This window comes from Streptomyces sp. NPDC052225 (assembly GCF_040679615.1).
In the GTDB taxonomy this organism is placed as follows: domain Bacteria; phylum Actinomycetota; class Actinomycetes; order Streptomycetales; family Streptomycetaceae; genus Streptomyces.
In genome coordinates this window covers 61,706-87,231 of the sequence record NZ_JBFAVD010000008.1, presented here as the reverse complement: position 1 = coordinate 87,231, position 25,526 = coordinate 61,706, and the positions used below count along the sequence as shown (strand labels likewise).

20 protein-coding genes and 2 pseudogenes are annotated in these 25,526 nt (G+C 71.6%); 7 read left to right on the top strand and 15 right to left on the bottom strand.

The genetic code is table 11. The features are described from left to right. Positions 1-9 precede the first annotated feature (9 nt). Positions 10-1,044 (bottom strand): sugar ABC transporter substrate-binding protein, encoded by a 1,035-nt coding sequence (locus AB0L37_RS14720; RefSeq protein WP_365504393.1) that lies wholly within the window; start codon positions 1,042-1,044, stop codon positions 10-12. Positions 1,045-1,337: 293 nt separating this feature from the next. Here AB0L37_RS14720 and AB0L37_RS14715 point away from each other — a divergent pair, with 293 nt between their 5' ends. From AB0L37_RS14715 to AB0L37_RS14705, 3 genes are all read left to right on the top strand, one after another. Continuing rightward, positions 1,338-2,300 (top strand): carbohydrate kinase, encoded by a 963-nt coding sequence (locus AB0L37_RS14715; RefSeq protein WP_365504391.1) that lies wholly within the window; start codon positions 1,338-1,340, stop codon positions 2,298-2,300. Between the two features lie 159 nt (positions 2,301-2,459). Continuing rightward, positions 2,460-5,021, top strand: a complete 2,562-nt coding sequence (locus AB0L37_RS14710; RefSeq protein ID WP_365504389.1) for a GH32 C-terminal domain-containing protein — start codon at positions 2,460-2,462, stop codon at positions 5,019-5,021. Between the two features lie 37 nt (positions 5,022-5,058). Further along, on the top strand, positions 5,059-5,352 hold the full coding sequence (locus AB0L37_RS14705) for an antibiotic biosynthesis monooxygenase family protein (RefSeq protein WP_365504658.1): 294 nt from the start codon (positions 5,059-5,061) through the stop codon (positions 5,350-5,352). Between the two features lie 47 nt (positions 5,353-5,399). On the opposite strand, the pseudogene AB0L37_RS14700 reads toward AB0L37_RS14705, so the two are convergent. Further along, positions 5,400-5,498: pseudogene (locus AB0L37_RS14700) on the bottom strand (transcriptional regulator); the annotation flags it as partial. 188 nt (positions 5,499-5,686) lie between these two features. Between AB0L37_RS14700 and AB0L37_RS14695 the strand changes: the two are divergent. The 3 genes and pseudogenes from AB0L37_RS14695 to AB0L37_RS14685 all read left to right on the top strand — a co-directional run. Next, positions 5,687-5,875 (top strand): annotated as a pseudogene (locus AB0L37_RS14695) (tautomerase family protein); the annotation flags it as partial. An 88-nt stretch (positions 5,876-5,963) separates the two neighbouring features. Next, positions 5,964-7,451, top strand: a complete 1,488-nt coding sequence (locus AB0L37_RS14690) for a sigma-70 family RNA polymerase sigma factor (RefSeq protein ID WP_365504387.1) — start codon at positions 5,964-5,966, stop codon at positions 7,449-7,451. Positions 7,452-7,600: 149 nt separating this feature from the next. Further along, a complete protein-coding gene (locus AB0L37_RS14685) occupies positions 7,601-9,985 on the top strand; it encodes a non-reducing end alpha-L-arabinofuranosidase family hydrolase (RefSeq protein ID WP_365504385.1) in 2,385 nt (794 codons plus the stop codon). Between the two features lie 25 nt (positions 9,986-10,010). Here the strand turns inward: AB0L37_RS14685 and iolD are convergent, their stop codons facing one another. From iolD to AB0L37_RS14620, 13 genes are all read right to left on the bottom strand, one after another. Continuing rightward, entirely contained in the window at positions 10,011-11,966 is a 1,956-nt protein-coding gene (iolD, locus tag AB0L37_RS14680; RefSeq protein ID WP_365504383.1) for a 3D-(3,5/4)-trihydroxycyclohexane-1,2-dione acylhydrolase (decyclizing), read from the bottom strand. A gap of 8 nt (positions 11,967-11,974) precedes the next feature. After that, positions 11,975-12,856 (bottom strand): deoxyribose-phosphate aldolase, encoded by an 882-nt coding sequence (locus AB0L37_RS14675; RefSeq protein WP_365504381.1) that lies wholly within the window; start codon positions 12,854-12,856, stop codon positions 11,975-11,977. After that, on the bottom strand, positions 12,853-13,827 hold the full coding sequence (gene iolC, locus AB0L37_RS14670) for a 5-dehydro-2-deoxygluconokinase (RefSeq protein WP_365504379.1): 975 nt from the start codon (positions 13,825-13,827) through the stop codon (positions 12,853-12,855). Before iolC ends, AB0L37_RS14675 begins: the two co-directional genes overlap by 4 nt. A gap of 3 nt (positions 13,828-13,830) precedes the next feature. Beyond that, positions 13,831-14,724, bottom strand: a complete 894-nt coding sequence (locus tag AB0L37_RS14665; protein WP_365504377.1) for a TIM barrel protein — start codon at positions 14,722-14,724, stop codon at positions 13,831-13,833. A 150-nt stretch (positions 14,725-14,874) separates the two neighbouring features. Further along, positions 14,875-15,555, bottom strand: a complete 681-nt coding sequence (locus tag AB0L37_RS14660; protein WP_365504375.1) for an MgtC/SapB family protein — start codon at positions 15,553-15,555, stop codon at positions 14,875-14,877. Beyond that, complete coding sequence (locus AB0L37_RS14655) at positions 15,552-16,313, bottom strand: MBL fold metallo-hydrolase (protein ID WP_365504373.1); 762 nt, start codon at positions 16,311-16,313, stop codon at positions 15,552-15,554. Before AB0L37_RS14655 ends, AB0L37_RS14660 begins: the two co-directional genes overlap by 4 nt. Beyond that, positions 16,310-17,158 (bottom strand): HAD hydrolase family protein, encoded by an 849-nt coding sequence (locus AB0L37_RS14650; RefSeq protein WP_365504371.1) that lies wholly within the window; start codon positions 17,156-17,158, stop codon positions 16,310-16,312. Before AB0L37_RS14650 ends, AB0L37_RS14655 begins: the two co-directional genes overlap by 4 nt. Continuing rightward, on the bottom strand, positions 17,155-18,012 hold the full coding sequence (locus AB0L37_RS14645) for an inositol monophosphatase family protein (RefSeq protein WP_365504369.1): 858 nt from the start codon (positions 18,010-18,012) through the stop codon (positions 17,155-17,157). Before AB0L37_RS14645 ends, AB0L37_RS14650 begins: the two co-directional genes overlap by 4 nt. After that, positions 18,009-18,785, bottom strand: a complete 777-nt coding sequence (locus AB0L37_RS14640; protein ID WP_365504367.1) for an HAD family hydrolase — start codon at positions 18,783-18,785, stop codon at positions 18,009-18,011. Before AB0L37_RS14640 ends, AB0L37_RS14645 begins: the two co-directional genes overlap by 4 nt. Further along, on the bottom strand, positions 18,782-19,558 hold the full coding sequence (locus AB0L37_RS14635; protein ID WP_365504365.1) for an HAD-IA family hydrolase: 777 nt from the start codon (positions 19,556-19,558) through the stop codon (positions 18,782-18,784). Before AB0L37_RS14635 ends, AB0L37_RS14640 begins: the two co-directional genes overlap by 4 nt. Then, the gene (locus AB0L37_RS14630) at positions 19,546-20,712 is read right to left on the bottom strand and encodes an ABC transporter ATP-binding protein (protein ID WP_365504363.1); all 1,167 of its coding nucleotides are present in this window, start codon (positions 20,710-20,712) and stop codon (positions 19,546-19,548) included. The genes AB0L37_RS14635 and AB0L37_RS14630 overlap by 13 nt, the downstream gene beginning before the upstream one ends. A 5-nt stretch (positions 20,713-20,717) precedes the next feature. Then, positions 20,718-22,577: an iron ABC transporter permease gene (locus AB0L37_RS14625; RefSeq protein ID WP_365504361.1), complete on the bottom strand. Its 1,860-nt coding sequence runs from the start codon at positions 22,575-22,577 to the stop codon at positions 20,718-20,720. A gap of 75 nt (positions 22,578-22,652) precedes the next feature. Further along, complete coding sequence (locus AB0L37_RS14620) at positions 22,653-23,858, bottom strand: ABC transporter substrate-binding protein (protein WP_365504358.1); 1,206 nt, start codon at positions 23,856-23,858, stop codon at positions 22,653-22,655. A gap of 279 nt (positions 23,859-24,137) precedes the next feature. On the opposite strand from AB0L37_RS14620, the gene AB0L37_RS14615 reads away from it, so the two are divergent. Further along, entirely contained in the window at positions 24,138-25,445 is a 1,308-nt protein-coding gene (locus AB0L37_RS14615) for a phytase (protein ID WP_365504356.1), read from the top strand. Positions 25,446-25,526: the final 81 nt, after the last annotated feature.

The window sequence follows — 25,526 nt, the reverse complement described above, 5'->3', positions numbered from 1 at the left end:
CAGCAGGACCTAGCCCCAGCAGTTCTTGAGGCCGAACCCGGTGTCCTTCGACGTGACGCCCGCCTGCGCCTTGTCGGTGACGAGAGTGACGCCCGTGTCGGTGTAACCGGACGCCTTCTTGCCGGACTTGGCGTACGTGACGACGGCGTCGACGCCCTGGGCGGCCATCTTCAGTGGGTACTGCTGCGAGGTGGCGGCGATCTTGCCGTCCTTGACCGCCCGCGTCCCGGTGCAGCCGCCGTCGACGGAGACGATCAGGACGTCCTTCTCCCGGCCCTTGGCCTTGAGCGCGGTGTAAGCGCCCAGGGCGGCGGGCTCGTTGATGGTGTAGACGAGGTTGATGCCGGGGTTCTTCTGGAGGCAGTTCTCCATGGCGGTCTGGCCCTTGGCCTGGTCGCCACCGGTGTCCTGGGAGCAGACGATCGACTTGTCCCCGGCGCCGATGCCGAAGCCCTTGAGGAACCCGTCGTGCCGCTGGACGCCGACGGAGACGCCGGGGGCGAGGTCGAGCGTCGCTATCTTCGCGGCCTTGCCCTTCATGGCGGCCTTGGCGTACTCGCCGATCAGCTCGCCGGCGTGCAGGTTGTCGGTGGCGAAGAGGGCGTCGGCGGCGCTCTGCGGGTCGGTCGGGGTGTCCAGGGCGATGACCAGGACGCCCTTGGCGCGGGCCTTCTGGATCGCGGGGACGATGGCCTTGGAGTCGCTCGGGGTCACCAGGATGCCCTTCACGCCGGAGGCGACCATGTTCTCGATGGCCGTGACCTGACCGGCGTTGTCACCGTCGAACTTCCCTGCGGCGGTGAGTAGTTGGGCACCGTGTTCCTTCGCGGACTTCTCCGCGCCCTCCTTCATCTTCACGAAGAACGGGTTGGTGTCCGTCTTGGTGATCAGACCGACCTTGACCTGACCCGAACCGCCGCCGGCGGAGGCGGACCCCGACCCGGAGCCCGACCCCGACCCGCAGGCCGTCAGCGTGAGGGCGGAGATCGCGGTGACGGCGACGGCTCCGAGGGCGGACCGGGACATACGCGTGCTGCGGGACATGGCGACTCCTGTGGGACGGCGAACGGCGATGAGGAACAGCGATGGCGAACGGCGATGACGAACAGCGATGGCGGAGGGCAGTGGCGGATGGCGGTGGCGCCCGGCACGGGCCGGGTTCATGGTGCGGCTGCCTGAGGTGTCATCGTTGACTTATGTCATCGTTGACACTGCCTGGCGAGGATGATGGACTCCCGGTCCCGGCAACGTCAATGCCTTCCGCCCGTCACAAATCGGCAACGCTCATCGAGCGTCGGCCCGAAGCCACGTTCCGAGACCCGAGAGAAGAGCAGCTCATGACTCCACGTCAGATAACCGTTCTGGGCGAGTGCGTCGCCGACGCGTTCACCGAGCCGGCGCAGGCCGTGAACGAGCTCGCGCTGCGTGTGCTGCCGGGCGGCGGACCGGCGAACACCGCGGTCGCGCTGGCCCGGCTCGGCACCCCGGCCTGCCTCCTGGCCCGGCTCTCCGGGGACGTGTTCGGGCGGCTGTTCCGGGGCCACTTGGAGGCATCCGGCGTAGATCTGACGTACGCCGTCGAGGCCGACGAGCCGAGCACGCTGGCCGTGGCGGAACTGGACGCCCGAGGGCAGGCCGCGTACTCCTTCCACGCGCAGAACACGGCCGACTGGCAGTGGACGGCAGGGGAGTTGGCGCGCGTGGACCTGTCCGGGACTGCCTGTCTGCACACCGGTTCCCTGGCGCTGGTGCGCCGGCCCGGGGCTGCGGCGGTGGAGGACTTCCTGGCGGCCGCCGCCCCCGGCGCGACGATCAGCATCGACCCCAACGTCCGGCCGCTGCTGGTGCGTCCCGAGGTCTACCGGGACCGTCTCGCGCACTGGTGCGAACTCGCCGACATCCTGAGGCTGAGCGAGGACGACCTCGAACTGCTGCTCCCCGACGCCTCGCCCGAGAAGGCGTGCGACATCTGGCACGCGGCCGGCGCACGCCTCGTCGTGATCACGCGCGGCGCCGCCGGCGTCCTCGCCTCGCTCGACGGCGAACGCTTCCGGGTGCCCGCCGTGCCGGCGGACGTCGTCGACACGGTCGGCGCGGGGGACTCGTTCACCGCCGGACTGCTGCACCACCTGGGCGCCGCCGGACTCCTCGGCGGCCGCCTGTCGCGGCTCCGACTCGACGACGTGGCGGACGCCTGCCGGTTCGCCTCCCGCGTCGCGGCCCTGACCTGCTCGGTTTCCGGCCCCAACCCGCCGTGGCTGCGTCAGGTGCAGCACGGCTTGTCGTGCGCGAACCGTTGACGCGGGGGCCGGACTGCGCTCATCATCGGCTCGCCATGGGTGTCATCGATGACATGAGTCAACGATGACACTCGCATCCTGATCCCCTCCCGATGGCCTTCCGGCCCTCTCCCGATCCCTTTCAGACCTTCTTCCGACCCAGTTCGCGCAGGAGACCTCATGAGCCCTGTACGTCCAGTCCGGCATGCCCGCAGACGGCTGATCGCGGCGACCGTGACCGTATGCGCCCTCTCCGCGACCCCACTGGCCCCTCACGCCGCGGCACTTGACGCGCCGGCGTACTCCGAGACGTACCGACCCCAGTTCCACTTCACCCCGCAGAAGAACTGGATGAACGACCCCAACGGCCTCGTGTACTACAAGGGCGAGTACCACCTCTTCTACCAGTACAACCCGAACGGCAACTCCTGGGGCGACATGTCCTGGGGCCACGCGGTGAGCACGGACCTCGTGCACTGGAAGGAGCTGCCGCTCGCCCTGTCGCACGACGACAAGGAGATGGTGTTCTCCGGCAGCGCGGTCGTCGACCGGGACAACACCACCGGCTTCGGCACGAGGACGAACCCGCCCATGGTGGCGGTCTACACCAGCCTCGACAAGGCGACCGGCGTGCAGGCGCAGTCGCTCGCGTACAGCACCGACCGGGGCCGCACCTGGACCAAGTACCGGGGAAATCCCGTCATCGACATCGGCTCGAAGGACTTCCGCGACCCGAAGGTGCAGTGGTACGCGCCGACCAAGAGCTGGCTGATGACTGTCTCGCTGTCCGCCGAGCACAAGGTGCGCTTCTACTCGTCGAAGAACCTCAAGGACTGGAAGCAGCTCAGCGAGTTCGGTCCTGCCGGTGCGACGGGCGGCGTGTGGGAGTGCCCCGACCTGTTCCCACTCCCGGTCGACGGCGACAAGAAGAAGATCAAGTGGGTCCTGGTCGTCAACATCAACCCCGGTGGAATCGCCGGGGGTTCGGGCGCGCAGTACTTCGTAGGAGACTTCGACGGGACGAAGTTCACCGCCGAGGACAAGGGCAGCTACACCCCGCCCGCCGGCACGGTCGTGCAGGACTTCGAAGGCGCCGACTTCGGTACGTGGACGGCCGCGGGCACGGCATTCGGCGCGGCCCCCGCGACCGGAGCGCTGGAGGGCCAGGGCGAGGTCACGGGGTATGACGGCAAGGGGTTCGCGAACAGTTTCCACGGCGGCGACTCCGCGACCGGCACCCTCACCTCGCAGCCGTTCACGGTCGACAGCCGCTACCTCAACTTCACGGTGGGCGGCGGCAAACACTCCCACAAGGACGGCACCGTGCTGGAGCGCGGGCCCGCGCCCGACGGCACGGTCCTCGCCGATTTCGAGGGCGGTACGTACGGCGACTGGACGGCGACCGGCGACGCGTTCGGCACCGCGCCCGCCCCCGGCACCCTGCCCGGCCAACTGCCGGTCAGCGGCTGGCTCGGCGTCGGCCTGGTCAACACGTTCCTCGGCGGTGACGCCGCGACCGGAACGCTCACCTCACCCGAGTTCACCCTCGACAAGGACTACGTCGACTTCCTCATCGGCGGCGGCAACCACCCGGCAGGCGCCGCCGACCCGACCGCGATCCAACTCCTCGTCGACGGCAAGCCGGTCCGCACCGCCACCGGCAGCGACGACGAGGCACTCAACTGGGCCTCCTGGGACGTCAAGGACCTCGCAGGAAAGAAGGCCCGGCTCAGGATCGTCGACGCGAACACCGGCGGCTGGGGCCATCTCAACGTCGACCACATCGTCCTCTCGGACACCCGAGCCGAGCCCGTCTCCCGCGAGACGGCCGTCAATCTCCTCGTCGACGGCAAGGTGGTCGCCAGCGCCACCGGCGCCGACAGCGAGACCCTGGACTGGGCCTCCTTCGACCTGCGGCCCTACGCGGGCGAGCAGGCGCGGATCCAGGTCGTCGACAACAACACCGCCGGCTGGGGCCACATCATGGCCGACCGGTTCACCACCGCGTCCGCACCCGCCAAGTCCCTTGTCCAGCGCGCCGATTGGGCCGACCACGGCAAGGACTACTACGCGGCCGTCTCCTGGGAGGACGCACCGGGCGACGAGCGCTACATGATCGGCTGGATGAACGACTGGGAGTACGGCGGCGCCATCCCCACCTCTCCCTGGCGCGGCGCACAGAGCGTGCCCCGGCGGATGGCCCTGCGCACCGTCGACGGCAGGCTCCGGCTCACCAGCGAACCGGTCGCCGGTCTCGCGTCCCTGCGGCAGGGATCCGCGGTGACGGCGGACGGCGTCACGGTGACCGACACGTCACAGCCCCTGGGCGGGCCGGCGGCGGCCGGGAAGGCCCTCGACATCGAGGCGACGTTCTCCGTGCAGGACGCGGACCGCTTCGGCCTGAAGGTGCGCACCGGCGCCGACGGCGAGGAGACCGTCATCGGCTACGACACCACCACACAGGAGATGTACGTCGACCGCAGGCACTCCGGTGCCGCGGACTTCAGCGCCGCCTTCCCCGGCGTCCAGCGCGCACCGCTCAAGCCGGAGAACGGCAGGATCAAGCTGCGGATCCTCGTCGACTGGTCGTCCGTCGAGGTCTTCGGCGGCCGGGGCGACGCCGTCATCACCGACCAGATCTTCCCCGGCCCGGCGAGCCAAGGGGTCCAGGTCTTCGCCGAGAACGGCTCGGCGCGCCTCGACCAGGCCCGCATCCGGCACCTCGGCTCCTACCGTGACTGACCCGACCACACCGACAGGACACCTCGACATGCCCGACATGCCCAAGACCCTGCTCGCCGAGTTCACCGCACGCGAGGGCGCGGAGGCCGACGTCGCCCGTCTGATCACGGAGTACGCCAAGGAGGTCCGCGAGGAGGACGGCAACCTCGCCTTCGACGTCTACACCAAGGCGGCCCGGCCCCGCGCCTACTGGATCTTCGAGGTGTACCGGGACGAGGCGGCCTTCCAGGCGCACCTCCAGGCGCCCTACGGCGGCCCGTTCAACGCCGCGCTCGCCCCGCTGATCGAGGAGGACGCCTCGGAACTGACCTTCCTCGACCCGCTCAACTGACCTCTGAAGGGCGCCGACCAGGTGATGAGCTGCTGGTCGGGGTCGCCCGCCCGCCACTGACGGAACTGGGCGTCGGCGACCGACAACTCCCCGACCAGGGCGGTGAGTCGGGGGTCGGTGGGGTGGTCGGCGGCCTGCATGCGCAGCCGGGGCGGTTGGGCCACCATGGGAAGGATCTTTCCTAGACGGAGCGGCTGACCTGCGACGATGCGGGAACGACGAAGCCCCGCCGGGTGGGCGGGGCTTCATGGTGAGTGCCGGCTCAGGCGTGCGGCTGGAGGACGAGGTAGCCGTCCAGGCGGCAGACCTGGTCGGTGTCCGGGTCGGCGGGGAGGCCCTGTCCGAGCGGCGCAAGGCCGGGCTCGTCGAGGACGCGACGAAGACCGTCCTGGCCGCCGCCGGTCTCGGCCCGGACGACGCCCTGCGGGTATGGGTCCTCGTCCACGAACAGCCCGACGGCACCTGGGGCGCGGGCGGCTCCGTGATCCGCTACGCCGACCTCGTGGCGATGGCCAAGGGGTGAGGGGCGGTCGCGGACGAGCCGTTCGCCGCCGCTAAGGTATGCCGCCTCACTCGGCGGATCTCTCCCTCAAGAGGCGGGCACGGTACTCATGGACGCGGATCACGCGCGGCTGGTCGTCGCGGCGCAAGGCGGTGACGCGCGAGCGCGCGAGGAGCTGGTCTGTGCGTATCTGCCGTTGTTGTACAACATCGTCGGACGCGCGCTGAGCGGTCATGCCGACGTCGACGACGTCGTGCAGGAGACCCTGCTGCGCGCGGTGCGCGACCTGCCCGCCCTGCGTACCCCGGAGAGTTTCCGGTCCTGGCTCGTGTCGATCACGCTGCGGCAGATCACCACGTACTGGCAGCGGCAGCGCACCCATGAGGACCGGACGGCGCTCATCGACGAGGCGCTCCCGGTGCCCGACGCCGGCGCCCCGCTCGAGGACGCGACGATCCTGCGGCTGCGCCTGTCCGACGAGCGGGGCCAAGCGGTCGAGGCGGCGCGCTGGCTGGACGCGGACCACCGGGTGCTGCTCTCGCTGTGGTGGCAGGAGTGCGCCGGGCTGCTGACCCGGCAGGACATCGCCGACGCGACGGGGCTGAGCGTCGCCCACACCGGCGTACGGGTGCAGCGCATGCGCGAGCAGCTCGAACTGAGCCGGACCATCGTCGCCGCGCTGGCCGCCGACCCGCGCTGTCCGGGGCTGAGCGGGACCGTCGCCGGCTGGGACGGGGTTCCCGCCCCGGTGTGGCGCAAGCGGATCGCCCGGCACACCCGCGACTGTGCGCTGTGCACGGCGACGGCGACCGAGCGGGTGCCCGCCGAGATGCTGCTGCTCGGCGTCGCGCCGCTCGCCGTTCCTGCCGCGCTGCTCGCCGCACTGACAGCGAAGGGCCTGCTCTCGGGTACGGCCATGGCCGCGACCGCGACCGCGACGAGTGCGGGGACGGGAGGCGGCGCCCTGCTCGGCAAGCTCCACGCGGTCACCGCCCATCCGGTGGCGATGCTCGCCACCGGCGCGGTCCTCGCCACGGGGACCGCCACGTACCTGGCCTGGCCCGAGCCGGAGCACCGGACGCCCGGTGTCACGGCAGCGCCCACGGCGGACACGTCGGCGCCGGCCCCCTCGCGCACGTCGGCGCCCCCCGTCAGCCCGTCCGCGCTCCCGGCCGTCGTCCCGCTGGGCGCGCGGACGCTGGAGTCCGTGGACCAGCCCGGCCAATTCCTCACCTACGCGGGGGACTTCGCGGTGCTCGGCCGTGGCGAGCAGGCGCGGCGGCGGGGCACCTTCACCGTCGTCAAGGGGCTCGCCGACAGCCGGTGCGTCACCTTCCGGGCCGCCGACGGCCGCTATCTGCGCCACCACTACCTGCGGCTGCGGCTCAGCTCCGACGACGGCAGTCGGCTGTTCCGGGAGGACGCCACCTTCTGCCCGCGCCCCGGGACGGTCGACGGGTCCGTGACCCTGCGCGCGCACAACTACCCGGGCTCCGCCCTGCGCCCGCGCGACGGCGGCATCCGCCTCGACGGCTCCAACGGCACCCGGACCTTCACCGGCCAGGCGTCCTTCCTCGTGCGCGGTCCCGCGACCTGAGCGCCGCATAACGTTTTCCGGCTGCGAGATTCGTCACCGCGCGGGCACGGACTTTTTTCGTTACGCGGTCCCACCCGCCCCGGCCTCCTCTTCAGGGCGCCCTCCACGGCGCACCCACGCTGTTCTGTCCCCTGAAGAAAGTCACCCCCATGACCAGACACACGGACGAACCCCGCAAGGGCCTGCACCGGCTTCGCCGCCGGCCTCGGCGGACCCTGACGATCGGCGTCGCCGCCTCCGCGCTGGTGGCCGGTGTCGTGACGCTCATCCCCAACTCCGCCGGAGCCGCGGGCCTCGGCACCGAGGCGTCCCCCTCCGGGCGGTACTTCGGTACCGCGCTGGCCGCCGGGCGGCTGAGCGACTCGACGTACACGTCGATCGCCGACCGGGAGTTCAACATGGTCACCCCCGAGAACGAGATGAAGTGGGACGCGACCGAACCGTCCCGCGGTACCTTCCGGTTCGCGGCCGCCGACAAGATCGTGAACCGTGCCCTGGCGCACGGGCAGCGGCTGCGCGGGCACACCACGGTCTGGCACTCGCAGCTCCCCGACTGGGTCAAGGCGATCGGCGACCCGACCACGCTGCGCGGCGTCATGAACAACCACATCAAGACGACGATGGGCCACTACAAGGGCAAGATCTACGCCTGGGACGTCGTCAACGAGGCCTTCGAGGACGGTGGCAGCGGCGCGCTGCGCGACTCGGTGTTCAAGAAGGTGCTCGGCAGCGGCTTCATCGAGGAGGCGTTCCGCACCGCTCGCGCCGCCGACCCGGCCGCCAAGCTCTGCTACAACGACTACAACATCGAGGACTGGTCGGCGGCCAAGACCCAGGGCGTCTACCGCCTGGTGAAGGACTTCAAGGCGCGCGGCGTCCCGATCGACTGCGTCGGCTTCCAGAGCCACTTCGGGGCCGGCGGCCCGCCCGCGAGCTTCAGGACCACCCTCGCCAACTTCGCCGCGCTCGGCGTCGACGTCCAGATCACCGAGCTGGACATCGCGCAGGCGTCCGCCACGCACTACTCGACCGCGGTCAAGGCCTGTCTGGCGGTGGCGCGTTGCACCGGGATCACGGTGTGGGGCGTACGGGACAGCGACTCGTGGCGCGCGGACGAGAAGCCGCTGCTCTTCGACAGCAGCGGCAAGGCCAAGCCCGCGTACACCGCCGTCAAGGACGCGTTCAACGCCCACTCGGGCACCACGCAGGCCGATCCGGGCGCCGGCACCGGACAGATCAAGGGCGTGGCGTCCGGCCGCTGCCTCGATGTCGTGGGCGCCTCGACCGCCGACAACACGCGGGTGCAGTTGTACGACTGCTCGGGGCAGCCCAATCAGAGCTGGACGTACACCGCGGGCAAGCAGCTGAAGGTGTTCGGCAACAAGTGCCTCGACGCGAAGGCGAAGGGCACGACGAACGGCACCGAAGTCGTCATCCACGACTGCAACGGCGGCGCCAACCAGCAGTGGAACGTCAACTCGGGCGGCACGATCAGCGGGGTGCAGTCGGGCAAGTGCCTCGACGCGGTCGGTGCGGGCACCTCCAACGACACCAAGATCCAGCTCTACACCTGCGCCAACGCCGACAACCAGAAGTGGTCCGCCCCCACCGGGTCGGCCGGCGGCACCTGCGCGCTGCCGTCCTCGTACAAGTGGAGCTCGACCGGCGCCCTCGCGCAGCCCTCGAACGGCTGGGCCTCGCTGAAGGACTTCACGCACGTCACGTACAACGGCAAGCACCTGGTCTACGGGTCGATGTCGACCGGCACCGCGTACGGTTCGATGGCGTTCGCGCCGTTCACCAACTGGTCGGACATGGGCAAGGCCACGCAGACCAGGATGAGCCAGAACGCGGTCGCGCCCACCCTCTTCTACTTCGCGCCGAAGAAGATCTGGGTCCTCACCTACCAGCGGGGCGCCTCGCCCTTCAGCTACCGCACGTCGAGCGACCCGACCAACCCCAACGGCTGGTCCGCGCCGCAGGCCCTGTTCACCGGCAAGCTGCCCGACGCCGGCACCGGACCGATCGACCAGACGCTGATCGGCGACGACCAGAACATGTACCTGTTCTTCGCCGGTGACAACGGCAAGATCTACCGGGCGTCCATGCCGATCGGGAACTTCCCCGGCAACTTCGGCTCGACGTACACCACGGTCATGTCCGACACGGTGAAGAACCTCTTCGAGGCGCCGCAGGTCTACAAGGTCCAGGGCCAGAACCAGTACCTGATGATCGTCGAGGCGCGGGGCGCGCACGAGAACCGCTACTTCCGCTCGTTCACGGCGACATCCCTGAACGGCACGTGGACCCCGCAGGCCGCCACCGAGTCCAACCCCTTCGCGGGCAAGGCCAACAGCGGGGCGACCTGGACCAACGACATCAGCCACGGCGACCTCATCCGCTCCAACCCGGACCAGACGATGACCGTCGATCCGTGCCACCTGCAACTCCTCTACCAGGGCAAGTCCCCGAACTCGGACGCCCCCTACGACGCGCTGCCGTACCGGCCGGGCGTCCTGACGCTGCAACGCTGAGCGACCCCTCAGCCGCCGCCGGGCATCACGACGCTCCGCCCGGCGGCGGTGCGAGGAGGGGACGCTGGGCCCTGCGCCGGTCGGTGTGGACCGCGTGAGCCGCGCGCGTCGAGTCGAGCGTGGCGACCTCACTCACCGGTACGTCCCACCAACTGCCGCTGTCCGGCGCGGAGACCGCCGGGTCGGTCTCGACGTGGATGACGACGGGGCCGCTGTCGGCCGGCCGCGACCTGGCCTCGGCGATGGCCTTCTCCAGCGCGCCGCGCGAGCGCACCTCGATGACATGGGCGCCCAGGCTGCGGGCGTTGGCGGCCAGGTCGGTGGGGAGCGGGGGCCCGTCGAGGTGTCCGTCGGCGGTGCGGTAGCGGTAGCGCGTACCGAACCGCTGGGAGCCGAGGGACTCCGACAGCGCGCCGATCGAGTGGAAGCCGTGGTTCTGGACGAGCACCACGATGATCTTGACCCGTTCCTGGACCGCGGTGGCCAGTTCGGTGGGCATCATCAGATAGCCGCCGTCGCCGACCATGGCGAACACGTCCCGGGTGTCGTCGGCGAACCGGACGCCGAGCGCGGCCGGGATCTCGTAACCCATGCAGGAGTAGCCGTACTCGACGTGGTACGCCTTGCGGTCGCGCACGCGCCACAGCTTGTGCAGGTCGCCGGGCATGGAACCGGCCGCGCAGAGGACGACGTCACGCGGGTCGGCCAGCTCGTTGACGCAGCCGAGCACCGTGCCCTGGGTGAGGACGCCGTCGGCCAGCCGGTCCGTCACCGAGGCCGGTGGGTGGTACGTCTCCTCCACCTGTCGGTTCCACTGCTGCCAGAGCCGGGACTGCCGTTCCTCGTGCTCGGCCGGTACGCGGTGGCCGCGCAGCGCCGTCGTCAGCGCGGTGAGCGCCTCGCGGGCGTCGGCCACGACGGACAGGCCCGCGTGCTTGCCCGCGTCGAAGCCGGCGATGTTGAGATTGACGAAGCGAACTCCCGGATCCTGGAAGGCAGTTCGCGACGCGGTCGTGAAATCGCTCCAGCGGGTGCCGACACCGACGACGACATCGGCGTCCCGCGCCAGCGCGTTCGCCGCGGTCGTGCCGGTCGAACCCACCCCGCCCATCAACCGCGGATGCCCGTGCGGCAGTGAGCCCTTCCCCGCTTGCGTCTCGCCTACGGGGATGCCGGTCGCCTCCGCCAGCGCGGTCAGGGCCGCCTCCGCGCCGGAGTGGTGGACGCCGCCGCCCGCGACGATCAGCGGACGCCGCGCAGAGCGGAGCAACGCGGCCGCGGCGGCGACGCGCGCCGCCTCCGCGGGCGGCCGGGCGATGTGCCAGACCCGCTCGGCGAACAGTTCGGCGGGCCAGTCGTACGCCTCGGCCTGCACGTCCTGCGGCAGCGCGATCGTCGCCGCCCCCGTCTCGACCGGGTCGGTGAGCACCCGCATGGCGCCCAGGAGGGCGGACGGCAGTTGCTCGGGGCGGCTGACCCGGTCGAAGAACCGGCACAGGGGGCGGAAGGCGTCGTTGACGGAGATGTCGGCGGCGCCGGGCTGTTCCAGCTCCTGGAGGACGGGCGCGCTGCGGCGGGTGGCGAAGGTGTCGGCGGGGAGCAGCAGCACCGGGACGCGGTTGATCGTGGCGAGCGCGGCGCCGGTCAGCATATTGGTGGAACCGGGGCCGATGGAGGCGGTGCAGGCCCAGGTCTCCAGGCGGTCCTGGTGCCGCGCGTAGGCAACTGCCGTGTGCACCATGGCCTGTTCGTTGCGGGCCAGGACGTAGGGGAGTCCGCCGCCCTCCGGCCCCGGTCCCTCCCGTTCCGCCTGGAGCAGGGCCTGGCCGAGGCCCGCGACGTTCCCGTGCCCGAAGATGCCGAGGACCCCCGCGAACATCCGCCGGTGCTCGCCGTCGCGTTCGGTGCGCTGGGCGGCGAGGAACCTCACGAGGGCCTGCGCCACGGTCAGCCGGACCGTCGTGGCCCGGGGTGCGTTCATGTTCTTCCTCACCGGACGCTCCCGTGCACGAGACCGGCCGCGATGTCGACGGCCGCGGCGACGTCGCCGCCGGGCGGGTAGAGGAGGGTGCGCCCGACGACCAGGCCGCGTACCGCGGGGAGGGTGAGGGCGGCGCCCCAGGCCGCGTACGTGTCGTGCGGGTCGCCCTGCGGGTCGCCGCCGAGCAGCAGCGTCGGCAGGGTCGTCGCGTCCAGGACGCGGTCGAGCTGGTCGACGACCGGCAGCTTCAGCCAGGTGTAGGCGCTGCTCGCGCCGAGCCCGCTCGCGATGTGGATCGACCTGATGACGCTGTCGGGGTCGAGGAGATTACGCGCCCGGCCGTCCTGACGTACCGTCAGAAACGGTTCGATCATGGCCATCAGGCTGTGCTCGGCGAGGCTGGTGACCGCGGCCGCCGTCGACTCCAGGGTGCGCAGACTCCCGGGATCGTCGAGGCAGATGCGGGCCAGCGCCTTGCCCCCGTCGAGCCCCTGGGCGGCGACGGCCTCGGCGGTGTACGCGGTGAACCGGTCGTCGAGCTCGAAGACGGACCCCTGAAGCCCGCCCCGGTTCATCGAGCCGATGGCGATCCGGTCCTCAAGGGCGCCCATGAGGACCAGGTCGTCGAGGAGGTCCGGGGTGCCGAGCACGCCGTCGACGCCCGGCCGGGACAGTGCCGTCGCCAGACGGTCCAGGAGCCCGGTGCGGCTGGCCATGGCCGCGCCGTCGTCCCGCACTCCGAGGGCGCCGCGGGCCGGGTGGTCGGCGGCGACGATCAGGAGCCGGCCGTCGTCCCCGGTCAGCGGGCGCCGGGAACGCTTCTGCCAGGCGCGTCCGATGAGTTCGGGCTCGCGGGCCCGGATCTCGGTGAGTCGTGCGGCGTCGATCATGCGGTCCCCAGGTGCTGGGCCGTCGGCGGGGAGGCGAGGGCCGCCTCCACCTCCGACGTGGTCGGCATGGCGGTGGAACAGGCGAGACGTGCGGCCACGAGCGCGCCCGCGACGTTGGCGAACTCGACGACCTCGCGCAGGTCCCAGCCGCTGAGCAGCCCGTGCACGAGGGCGCCGCCGAACGCGTCCCCCGCACCGAGGCCGTTGACGACCTCGACCGGGAACGGCGGGACCTCCACCCGCTCGTCGCGGGTGGCCGCGAGCACCCCCTCGGGCCCCCGTTTGACGACGGCGAGTTCGAGTCCGCGGTCGAGCAGCGCGTCGGCCGCCCGCCCCGGTTCCGTCTCGCCCACGGCGACCTCGCACTCCTGCCGGTTGCCGACGGCGACGGTGACGTGGCCGAGGGCCCGCTCCACCTGGCGCGCGGCCTCGTCGGGGCCGCTCCAGAACATCGGCCGGTAGTCCAGGTCGAGGACGGTGTGGGGGCGCCGGGCGCGGGCCCGCCAGGCGGCGAAGTGCGCGGCCCGGCTCGGCTCGGCCGACAGGCCCGTCACCGTCGCCCAGAAGACCGCCGCGTCCCGGATGTCGTCGAGCGGCAGGTCTGCGGGCTCGATCAGCAGATCGGGCGCGCCGCCGTGCCGGTAGAAGTAGAGCGGGAAGTCGTCGGGCGGGAAGACCTCGCAGAAGGTCACCGGGGTCGGCGGCCCGCCCGGTGCGGTGAGCGCGGTGATGTGGGCCGGGTCCACGCCGAGCCGCTCCGCCTCCTGCCGCACGTAACAGCCGAAGGGGTCCTGGCCGACCCGCGAGACGAGCGCGGCGGTGCGGCCGTGACGCGCGGCCGCGACGGCGACGTTCGTGGCGCTCCCGCCGAGGAACTTCTCGAACGTACGCACCTGTTCGAGGCCGACGCCGTGGTCGAGCGGGTAGATGTCGACGCCGGTGCGCCCGAGGGCGACGAGGTCGTGGGCCATGGCTCAGCCCTTCGCGGCGGGGGCGAGGGAGAGGAGGTGGGCGACGGAGGCGCGCACGTCGTCGGCGGGTCCTGCGCCCGTGTCCGGCGCGGACGTCAGCACGGTGTCCTGTTCGAGCACGTACCACCCGTCGTACCCGGCGTTCTCAAGAAGCCCGACGATCGCGGCGATGTCGATGTCCCCGGCGCCCAGCGGCACGTACATCCCGGCGGCGACCGCCTCCGTGTAGCTCGTCCGCCCGGACCGCACCCGCTCGCACAGATCGAGGCGTACGTCCTTGAGGTGGACGTGGGCGACCCGCTCGGGGTGCTCTGCCGCGAGGGCGACCGGGTCCGCGCCGCCGATGAGCAGATGGCCCGTGTCCAGGCAGAGTCCGATGCCCGATCCGTCGAGGACGCGCCGTGTCTCCTCGCCGGACTCGACCATCGTCCCGACGTGCGGGTGGAGGGTCGCGACGAGTCCGGCGTCGGCGGCGACGGCGGAGATCCGGTCGAGGTTGGCCAGGAGCGACGCCCAGCCCGCGGTGTCGAGCGCGGGGCGCGCGTCGTAGCCGTCGGACCCGGTGGCGGCCGCGACGACGACCGTGCCCGCGTCGGCGGCGACGAGACCGGCGACGGCCGCCTCGACCTGGGGGAGCGGGTCGTGGCCCGGGTCGTGGAGGACGGCGGGGACGAACTGCCCGACCGCTTCGAGGCCGTACGACGCGAGCGTCGCCGCCTTCTCGGCCGGGGCGTCGGGGAGAAAACCCTCGGGCCCGAACTCCGTTGCCCTGAGACCGACTTCACGCATCTGGCGCAGTACCAGATCCGGGGCGAGCTGGTGGCCCCAGCCCGGGACCTCGCAGACCCCCCAGGAGATCGGCGCTCCGGCGACGCGCCGGGCAAGGGGTGTGGTCACGGCCTGCCTCCTTCGGTGATGCGGGCGGGGCGGTGTCCCGCCCGCGTGATGCGAGCCTGCACTTCGCTGCAATACCCTGTCAACCTATTGTCCTTACATACTGACTCATGAATCTCTCGTGCGTGGTGCGCGCAAGGCCGGCGGCACCGCTCAGTCCGCCTCGTCCTCCAGGAAGGTCACCTCCGTGATGCCGTCCCGGCGCGACAGGCGCGGGACCAGTTCGTCCCGCAGGCCCTTCCCCGAAAGCGCCAATGTCACGCCGGCCCGCGCGTCCCCGCCCTCCGCCGACCGCAACCCCGACACGTGGAACCCCGCGTCGGTGCACTCCTGGACGATCTCGCCCAGCAGCCCGCGCCCGTCGCGACAACCGACCCGCAGCAGCACCGAGTCCGCCGGCGACCGCGGCAACCGCCGGGCGAGCACCGGAAAGACGAACGCGACCAGCAGATACGCGGCCGTCACGGCGCAGGCCAGCTCCAGCAGCCCCGCGCCCGCGGCGGCGCCGATGGACGCCGACAGCCAGACACTGGCCGCGGTCGTCAGCCCCCGTACCGCGTCGCGGCGTACGAAGATGAGCCCGCCGCCGATGAAGCCGATGCCGGACACGATCTGCGCCGCCACCCGTGACGGGTCGAGCGCCACCCCGGACAGGCCGAGCATGTCCGAGAAGCCGTACTTCGACACGAGCATGAAAAGGGCGGAGCCCAGGCCGACCAGGACGTGGGTGCGCAGGCCCGCCGACTTCTGCCGGTACTCGCGCTCCGTGCCGATGACCGTGCACAGGGCGAACGCCACCGCGAGATGGGCCAGGGAGGTGCCGTCGTGGTTCATCGCGTCTCCGCGGGAGGGGTCAGGCGCAGTCCCGGCGACGCCAGGACCACCGGTCCCGGGAAGCGCGCCGCCGCCAGCGAGGCGACGGGGTCGTCCCAGGGGCGCACATGCGTCAGCGCCAGCAGCCCGGCGCCGGCCCTCGCGGCGAGGTCGCCCGCCTGGTGCGCGGTCAGATGGTGGGGCGCGGGGGCGGTGTGGTCCGCGTCCCAGCGGACGGCCGGCACACCGGGCCCGTCGCCGGGGCCGAGGGCCGCCTCGGCGAGCAGTACCCCGCTGCCATGGGCGAGTTCGGCCAGTTCCCGGCACGGGCCCGAGTCGCCGGTGTACGTCAGTGAGCCCCGCTCGTCCTCGACGCGCACGGCGTACGTCTCGACCGAGTGCCGCACCCGGGCGAGCCGCACCCGGAACGGGCCGCACGCCAGGCCGCCGGCCCCGGCCTCCTCGAAGGCCAGCACGGACGTCCGCCCCACCCGTTCCCCTACGCCGGCCGGCGCGATCACCCGGACCGGTTCCGTGCGGCCGCCCAGCTTCTCCAGGGCGTAGGCGAGCACCGCCAGGTCCGCGGAGTGGTCGGCGTGCCGGTGGGTGATCACCACCGTGTCGACGAGGGCGGGGCGTACGTGGCCGAGGAGGGCCCCGAACGCCCCGGTGCCGAGGTCGAGCAGCAGCCGGTGGCCTGCGTGCTCGACCAGGTAGCCGGAACACGGGTTGCCGGGGCCCGGCGCCGACCCCGAGGAGCCGAGGACGGTGAGGATCATCGGGGCCGGCCCACGACGTCCCGGCCCACGACATCCCGGTCCGCGATGACGCGGTCCACGAGGTCCGCGACCGCGCCGAGCGCGCACGGGCCCACCACCACGTCGGCCGCGGCCCGCACGTCCTTGTGCCCGTCGCCGACCGCCGCGCCCAGGCCGGCCGCGCGGACCATGCCGGTGTCGTTCGGGTTGTCGCCGATCGCTGCGATCCGGTCCAGGGAGAGGCCCGCGTGCTCGGCGAGCCGGCGCAGCGCCTGCTCCTTGCCCGCGTCGGCCGGCAGGAGCTCCAGGTAGGTGTCCTCCGACTGCACGAGGCGGGCCGTGGGGCAGTGCTGCGCGGCGAGTTCGGCCAGGGGGCCGAGACCCGGGCGGTCGGCGATCAGCATCACCTTCGCCGGGGTGCGGGGTGCGGGACTGTCCAGCAACGTGATCCGGTCCCGCCCCGCGTACGCCGCCAGCGCCGGTGCGGCCCGCAGGACATGGGCGTCCTCACCGGCGAAGGCCACCGCCCCGACGCCCTCCGGCAACCGCGGCAACAGGCCCTCGCACAGCGGCCGCCAGGCGGCGCCCAGGTCCAGGTCGAGCAGCCGGGTGCCCGAGACCGGGTCGACGATCCGGGCGCCGTTGTACACGATCATCGGGGTGGTGAGACCGAGCGCGCGGTGGTAGCGGCCGGCCGAGACCTCGTTGCGGCCGGTGGCGATGACGACGGTGCCGCCGAGGTCCTGGAAGCGGCGCAGGGCCAGCGCACTGCGCGGCACGATCTCCAGGTCGCGGCCGACGAGCGTGCCGTCGAGGTCGGTGACGATCCACGGGTAGCGCAGACCCGTGCCGGTGGCGGCCTTCATGCGGCGCTCCGGGAGAGCCCGGACTCGTACCAGTCGACGAACTCCCGTACGACGACGGGGTTCAGGCGCGCGGTGTGGGCCAGATATCCGCGCTGGTCCCAGCCGCCCGCGCCCCCGTCGTCGCCGCTCCCGTCCCCGTTTCCCGCGAAGGCGGTGTACACGGCGCCGGAGCCGCGCACCAGCACCCGGGCCGCGCAGATGTCCCACGCGTTCACCGAGGTGCCGAGCGCCGCGTCGCACCAGCCCGCCGCGACGTGCGCGAGCGTCAGCGCGGCGCTCCCGGTGCGGCGCACGGTGCCGTACCGGGCGACGAGTTCACCGAAGCGCCGCAGCGTCTCGGGGTCGCTGCGGGCCAGTTCGCGGCTGGTGGGGAAGCTGGTGATGAGCAGGCCCCTGGCCTCGTCGCGCACTCCGGCGGGCGCGAGCCGTTCGCCGCCGAGCCGGGAGCCGCCCGTGTCGGCGGTGAAGACATGCCCGGCGACCGGATCGACGATCGCCCCGGCCACCGGCTCCCCGTCGACCGTGGCGCCGACCGAGGTGCAGAAGAAGGCCAGCCCCCGGGCGAAGTTGGCGGTGCCGTCGATCGGGTCGACGTACCAGGCGATCCGCCCGGAGCCGTCCCTGCGACCGCCCTCCTCGCCGACGACGGTGCTGCCCGGGACGCGGTGCAGCAGCACCTCGCGGATCCGCTCCTCCGCGCGCCGGTCGTGCACGGTGACGGGGTCGTGCTCGTCCCGTTTGAAGTCCACGTCCATCGCGCCGCGGAAGGCCGCGAGCAGATCGGGCGCCACGGCGAGCGCCGCCTCGGTGGCGACCTCCCTCAAGTGGGTGGAAAGATCGTCGAGTTCGTTCATGCGGCGGTGCTCTCCTTCGTCGTCAGTGCGGCGCGCAGCAGCTCGTACAGCCCGTGACCGTCGGCGACCGCGACGTCCGGCCGGGGCCGGGCCGCGGGATCGCGCCGGCCGGCCGGGCGCATCAGGACGGTGACGCCGACGCCGGCGCGGCGGCCGCACAGCACGTCGCGGTCGTAGTTGTCGCCCACGTACCAGCAGTCGGCCGGGTCGACCGACAGCGCACGCGCCGCCAGGCGGATCGTGTCGGCGGCCGGTTTGCGCAGCCCGATCTCGTCCGAGTACACCTGCACGTCCAAGCAGGGGGCGGTGCCCAGGCGTTCGGCCATGTCCCGGTTGAGGGAACCGAGCAGCGTGTTGGAGACGACGCCGGTGCGCACCCCGTGCGCGCGGGCCAGCCGCAACGTCTCCGGCATGCCGGGCGCGAGTGTCTTGTCGCTCTCGGCGAGGATCAGCTCACGGCACAGCGGTACGGCCTCCGCGCCGACCAGGGCGCGGGCCGCCGTCGGCCAGTCGGCGGCGATGAAGTCCTCCCACAGCTCCCGGTGCCGGATCTCGCGGGGTTCCCCGGTGCGCACGAGACCGTTCTTCCAGGCGCGGTACGCGGCCCGCCCGGCGGCGATGTCGGCGAGCACGGTGTCGTGGTCGAGGCCCGCGCCGGGCCCGAGCAGGGCCAGCACCCGCCCGGCGAAGTCCCGCATCCGCTCCGGGTGTTGGACCGACCGCACCAGCACCCCGCCGTGGTCGAGGAGCAGGGCGCGCGGCGGGGCGATCACCGGGCCGCCGCGCCGAGCAGCAGTGCGCGCAGGGCGTGCGGATCGGCCACCACCGCGTCCGGCTCGGCCTGCACGACGTAGGGCCGGTCGTACGTGCCGCGGGCCTCCATGAGGACGGTGGCGCCGACCCCGGCGCGGCGGCCGCACAGCACGTCGCGGTCGTAGTTGTCGCCCACGTACCAGCAGTCGGCCGGTTCGGCGGCCAGGGCGCGGGCGGCGATCCTGATCAGCTCAGGGTTGGGTTTGCGGACGCCGACCTCGTCGCTGTAGACCTGCACGGCCACCCGCTTGTCGAGGCCGCACGCCGCCATGTGGTCACGGTGCACCGAACCGGCCAGCGCGTTCGACACGATGCCGACGCGGATGCCGAACTCCTCGCAGGTGTCCAGGAGTTCGCCCGTGCCGGGCCGGTTCGCCCGGTCCTGCTTGAGCTGCCCGATCCGGTGGCACAGCGGCTGCGCGTGCGCGGTCACCCAGGCGAGCGCGGCGTCCGGCCAGTCGGCGGCGACGAACTCGGTCCAGAAGCGGTGGTACGTCATCTCGCGCGGCGCGGCCGGGCGGCTCATCGCGTTCTTCCAGTGCGCGTCCGCGGCGGAGGCGGCCCTCAGGTCCGCCTCGATGTGCTCCGCGGACAGCTCGTGACATCCGGCGGCCGTCAGCGCGTCGTACAGCTCCGCGGCCAACTCCCCTGCCCACGAAGGCCGGTTGGTGGTCGCCACGACGACGCCGCCGAAGTCGAGGAGCAGAGCGGTGGGTCGGGTCAGCTCGCCCATGTGGCGGTGTTCTCCTCGGTCTCGTCGTTCACGTTCGCGATCTCGTTCGCGTTCTCGCGCGTGCCGGCGTGGTCGGGAAGCCGGTCGCCCGCCTCGTCGAACAGGTGCAGGTCGGTGAGGCGGACGGCGAAGCGCACCGTCGTCCCCGGGTGGGCGCGCACATCGCCGTACGCCACCAGGTACAGCTCGGTGCCCCCGGCCTCCACCAGGACCGTCCAGCTGGAACCGGTGGGCAGGGCGGCCTTCACGGTGGCCTCGAAGACGAGGCACTCCGGCGGCGCCGACTCGTGCGAGGGCACGGTGCGTATCGCCTCGGGGCGCAGACCGACGGTCGTCAACTCCGTTGCCAGGTGCGGGTATTCGGCGGCCACGCGGTCGCGCGCCGCGGCGAAGACCTCGCCGCTGTCGACGAGGTTCATCGGCGGACTTCCCACGAAGCGGGCCACGAACGTGTTGGCGGGCCGGGAGTAGACCTCCATGGGCGGTGCCATCTGCTGGACGACACCCTTCTTCATGACGACCACGTGGGTGGCCATGGTCATGGCCTCCAGCTGGTCGTGGGTGACGAAGACGATGGTGTGGCCCGTCTCGTCGTGGATCCGCTTCAACTCGGCGCGCATGTCCAGGCGCAGCTGGGCGTCGAGGTTGGACAGCGGCTCGTCGAGCAGCAGCACGTCGGGGCTGACGGCGAGCATGCGGGCCAGCGAGACGCGCTGCTGCTGGCCGCCGGAGAGCTGGGCCGGGTAGCGGTCGGCGGCCCAGTCGATCTGCATCATCGTCAGTGCGGCGGCAGTGCGTTCGGCCCGCTCGGCCGACTTGACCTTGCGCACCTTCAGGCCGAACTCGACGTTCTTGGCGACGGTCAGGTGCGGCCACAGCGCGTAGTTCTGGAAGACCAGGCCCATGCCGCGCTTCTCCGGCGGCACGAAGACACCGTCGCGCGTGGAGTCCATGATCCGGCCGCCGACGGTGATCGTCCCGGCGTTCAGCGACTCGAGCCCCGAGATCATGCGCAGGGTCGTGGTCTTGCCGCAGCCGGAGGGGCCGAGCAGACAGGTGAAGGAGCCCGACGGGATCTCCAGGTCGAGGTTGTCGACGGCGGGCGGCCCGGAGCCGTAGCTCTTGCGCACCGACGTGAGCGTGATGGTCGGCATGAGTGTCAGCCTCCGAGTCCGGACGAGAGGTTCGTCCTGGTCAGCCGCTGGGTGAGGTAGGTGGCGAGGAAGGAGACCAGGGCGATGACCAGCACCACCGCGTTGGCCATCTGGTCGTAGGCGTAGTCGACGAGGTTGATCGACAAGGTGGTGAGCAGCTCGGTGCCGGACGTGGTGAGCATGATGACGATGCTCAGCTCCTTCAGACCCGAGATGAACGGCAGGATCACCCCCGTGACCAGGGCGCCCCGCTGGATCGGGATGATGATCTTCCGAAGCCGGGTGAACCAGCCCGCCCCCGACACCTGCGCGGCCTCCTCCGGCTCGCGGCCGAGCTGCGTCATGGCGCTGATGCCGGAGCGCGAGGCGTACGGGAGATGCGTGACCGCCAGCACGATCACAAGGAGCGTGACCGACCCGTACAGGGCGGGCACCGGGCCGCGGCGCACCGCGAACAAGGACAGGAACGCGGCGGCGAACGCGATGCCCGGCACCATGTAGGGCAGGAAGCTGATCTGGCGAAGGACCGTGCCGATCCGGCTGCCGCCCGCCCGCACCACCACGTACCCGATGAGCAGCCCGACGATCCCGCAGATGAGCGCGGCGAGTCCGACGATGCGCAGGCTGTTCCACGCGGCCTCGTACAACTGGCCGCCGCGCAGCACCCCGTGGGGGAATCCGGGGGCGCCGCCGAGGTGGTCGGCGATCCAGTACTTGAGGGTGAAGTTGTCCTTGTGGAAGACGCCGGGCGTCTTGGTGACCGTGGACAGCGCCAGGCTCGCGACCGGGATCACGACCCCGACGGCGAAGACGGCGAGCGCGGCACCGAAGGCCGGCCACCGCCACCGCCCGAGGGGGCTGACCCGGTCCATCGCGCCCTTGCCGCCGACGGTCACGAACCGTTTGGCCTCCCGGGCGAGCCGGGTGTCGACGACGATGGCAAGCACCCCGACGACCACGATGACGCCGGCGAGCACCGCGGTGACCCCGCGCTGGTGGCTGTTGACCGACCGGAACAGCGAGGTGGACAGCAGGTCGTAGTTGACCGGCAGGCCCAGGATGTACGGCGTGCCGAACGTGCCGAGGATCCGGCCGAAGACCAGGAGCACCGACGACGACAGCGAGGGCAGCATCAGCGGCAGCGTGATCCGGCGCGCGACCGTGGCCCGGCTCGCGCCCAGAATCCGTGCGGAGTCCTCCAGTTGGCTGTCCAGGCGCCGCAGCGCGTTGCCGAAGAGCAGCAGCACGAACGGGTAGTAGTGCAGGCCCAGGCAGATGATGATGGGCACCTGGCCGTACGCGAGCCAGTTCGGCGTGTGCACACCCCACGCCTCCAGCATGCCGATCTGCCCGCCGGACGCCGAGTTCTTGAACAGCGCGAGCCAGGCGAGCGCGAACGTCCACGACGGCAGCATGTACGGCACGACGAGCGCGGTGGACAGCCACTTGCGGCCCGCCACGTTCGTCCGCGTCAGCAGCCAGGCCGTCGACCCGCCGAGCACCACGGCGACGACCGTGACCCCGACGGAGACGACGACGGTGTGCAACAGCGGCTTCCAGAAGAGGAGTTGGGCCACCGGCGAGCGGAACACCCGCCACATGTAGTAGCCGGTGAAGGAGCCCGTGGCCTGATGCGAGGCCGCCTCGTCACCGGCCTGCACGTGCGCCGAGTCCGAGAGCACCGCGACGAGCGGTGCGACGACCAGGTAGAGCAGGACGACGATGAGCAGGATGCCGAGCGGAACGGTCGGTTCGTGCCGCAGGACGCTCAGCCGGTAGCGCAGCCGATGGCGCGGGCTTCCGGGCGGTTCACCGCCTCGGGCGGGCGGCGCTGCGGTGGCGGGGGAGCGGGTGGCGGCAGCCATGCGCGATCTCCGTTACGTGTGCGAGGACGTGCCCGGGTACGGGCCGGCCCGGTGCGTGAACGGGCCGGCGGGTGGTCAGCCGTGGTTGAGCCGCCACAGGTCCTGCATCGGCTGCAGGTTCTCGAAGTCGTCGCGCAGCTTGGACGGGTCGAAGACGAGCAGCTGCTTGTCCCAGTCCGTCAGGCCGGCCGGCATGAACGTCCCCGTGCTGAGCTCGGGGTTGCCGGGGACGCCGCCGGTGTCCAGCTGCGTGTCGATGCCCTCCTGCGTCAGCATGAAGTGCACGAACAGCTTGGCCGCGTTGGGGTGTTCGGCCTTCGTCGCGATGGCGGAGTACTTGGGGTACTGATAGCCCGCCCACGGCCGCAGGCCCGTGCAGACGCGCATGTGGTAGCCCTTGTCCTTCACGTCACGGAACTTCGCGTTGGACACCAGCGCGATACGCGGCTTCTTCTGGTTCGGAGCCGCGACGGCCGCGGCCGCGTCGTCGTCGGAGGACGTGAGGATGGGGGAGTTCTTGGCCAGGCCCTTGACCCAGGCCTCGCCGGCGGAGTCACCGTCGGGCAGCGCCTTGTGGAACGTGTCCTGGTACGCCTGTCGCAGCTGCTGGTCGCCGCCGGACTTCAACTGGTTGAAGAACTCGACGATGTTGGGCTTGCTCAGCGGGTCCTGGAGGGCGACCTTGCCTTTCCACTTCGGCTCCGTCAGGTCCCACATGCTGTGCACCGGACAGCCGCCGGGGAACAGCTCGGGGTTGTAGACCCACAGGTTGCCCTTGGACAGCACCTGGAGCGGGTTCTGCCCCGAGGGCGGCAGGTCCTGTGCGACGGGACCCGGGATGTAGGTGTAGACGGTCTTCTCCGCGAGCAACTGCCCCACCAGGGACGGGCCGTCCTCGTAGTTCGTCACGTCGATGGTGACGTTGCCCGACTGGTTCTCCCTGGTCATCTTCTCCAGGGTCTCGCCGACCTTGCTCTTCACGCCGGTCGCCTTGATCCCGTACTTCTTCGTGAAGGCGGCGGCGGTCTTCGTGATGTCGCCGGTGCTGTCGTAGACGGTGACACTGCCCTCCTTCTTCGCGGCGGTGACGAGCTTGTCCAGGTCGAACTTCGTGTCGATGACCGGCTTCACGGCGCCGGCCGACTCGGTGCCGGAAGCGGGGTCGGGCCCCGACGGTGCGCACGCCGCGGCGGCGCCGAGCGTTCCGGCGACGAGGGCGGCGGTGAGGAGCCGATGGTGGCCGAAGCGGCGGCGAGGGGTTCCGGAAATGTGGCGTGACATGCCTGACCTCCCACAGTGTCCCGGCGTCAACCGGGCTGGAATGGCGTGGTCCTGAGGCCGGAGAGGGTGGGGCTCGACGGCCGACGGGCGCCAGCTTCGACCCGGGTTCGGCAGTATGTCAAGACATTCTGATGACACCGATTGGCAAAGCGGAGTCGACCTCGCGGACATCTTCCGTTCACCTGGATTCCACTTTCGCTCCACCTCTTTCTTTGTCCATACATACTTATGTAAGGTCCGCAGCGACTTCGGGTGACCGAGCCCTCTCAGGGAGGAAGCATGCGAAGCACAACCCGACTCGCCGCCGCGCTGGCCGTGCTCGCCACGGTCCTGACCGTGACCACGGCGACCGCCGCCACCGCTCCACTGCCCGGCAACACGACCGTCCCGCCCGTGTACGCCAAGGCCGAGACGCCCCCGCTGTACGACGACGACCAGGGCGGCAACGCCAACGCCGACGACCCCGCGATCTGGTACGACTCCGCCCGCCCGGGCGCCAGTCTGGTCCTGGGCACCGCCAAGGAGGGCGGCCTGGACGTGCACCGGCTCGACGGCACGCTCATCCAGAGACTCCCGGCCCCCGCCGCCCCCGCGGAGGGCTCGGCGCCGGGTCGCTTCAACAACGTCGACATCCTGTCCAAGGTCCGCTTCCCGGACGGCCGCACGTCCGACGTCGCCGTCGTCACCGACCGCGGGCGCGACCGGATCCGCTTCTACCGCATCGACGGCACCCGCCCGGCCGCACCCCTGACCGATGTCACGGACGCGGCCGTGCCGCGCGCCTTCTCCGCCACCGAGGCCGACGTCGACGACCAGCTCACCGCGTACGGCACGGCCGCCTGGCGCGACCCGCGCACCGGCCGCTCCTATGTGCTGGCCAGCCGCCGGCACACCTCGGATGTGGGCCTGTTCGAGGTCGCCGTCACCGCCGCCGGATCGCTGACGTACCGTCATGTCCGCACGGTGGCGCTGCCCGACACGTTCCGCACCCCGGGCGGCGACTGGAGCCCGTGCGAGGACCCCGGGAACGGGCCGCAGGCCGAGGGGCTCGTGGTGGACCCCGCCCGGGGCACCGTGTACATCAGCCAGGAGGACGTCGGCATCTGGAAGTTGCCGGCCGACCTCTCCGACAGGCCCCAACTCGTGGACCGCACCAGGGAGTTCGGGGTGCCCGCCGTGTACGACCCGGCGACCGAGGAGTGCGTGCCCGGCGACGATCCCGGCTACGGAGGCGAGCATCTGGTCGCCGACGTCGAAGGGCTGACGCTGTATCGCGGGCCCTCTGGACACCAGTACCTCGTCGCGTCCAGCCAGGGCGACTACACCTATGCCGTCTACGACACCGCGCGCGAGGACAGGTTCACCGGCGGCTTCCGCGTGGCCGCGGGTCCGAAGGCCGACGGCTCCGAGGAGACCGACGGCATCGCGGCCTTCAACAAGCCGCTGGGCAGCGCCTTCCCGGCCGGTCTCTTCGTGGCTCAGGACGGCTACAACGCCCCGGCCGCCGGCGACGACGGCGACCGCACCGACACCAACTACAAGCTCGTCGATCTGGCCGACGTGATGCGGGCGGCGGGGGCCTACTGACCCGGGCCCGTACCCGTCCCCGTATCGACCCGTGCCCGTGCCCATGCCGACAGCCGCGCATGAAGTCATGAAGGAAGGTGC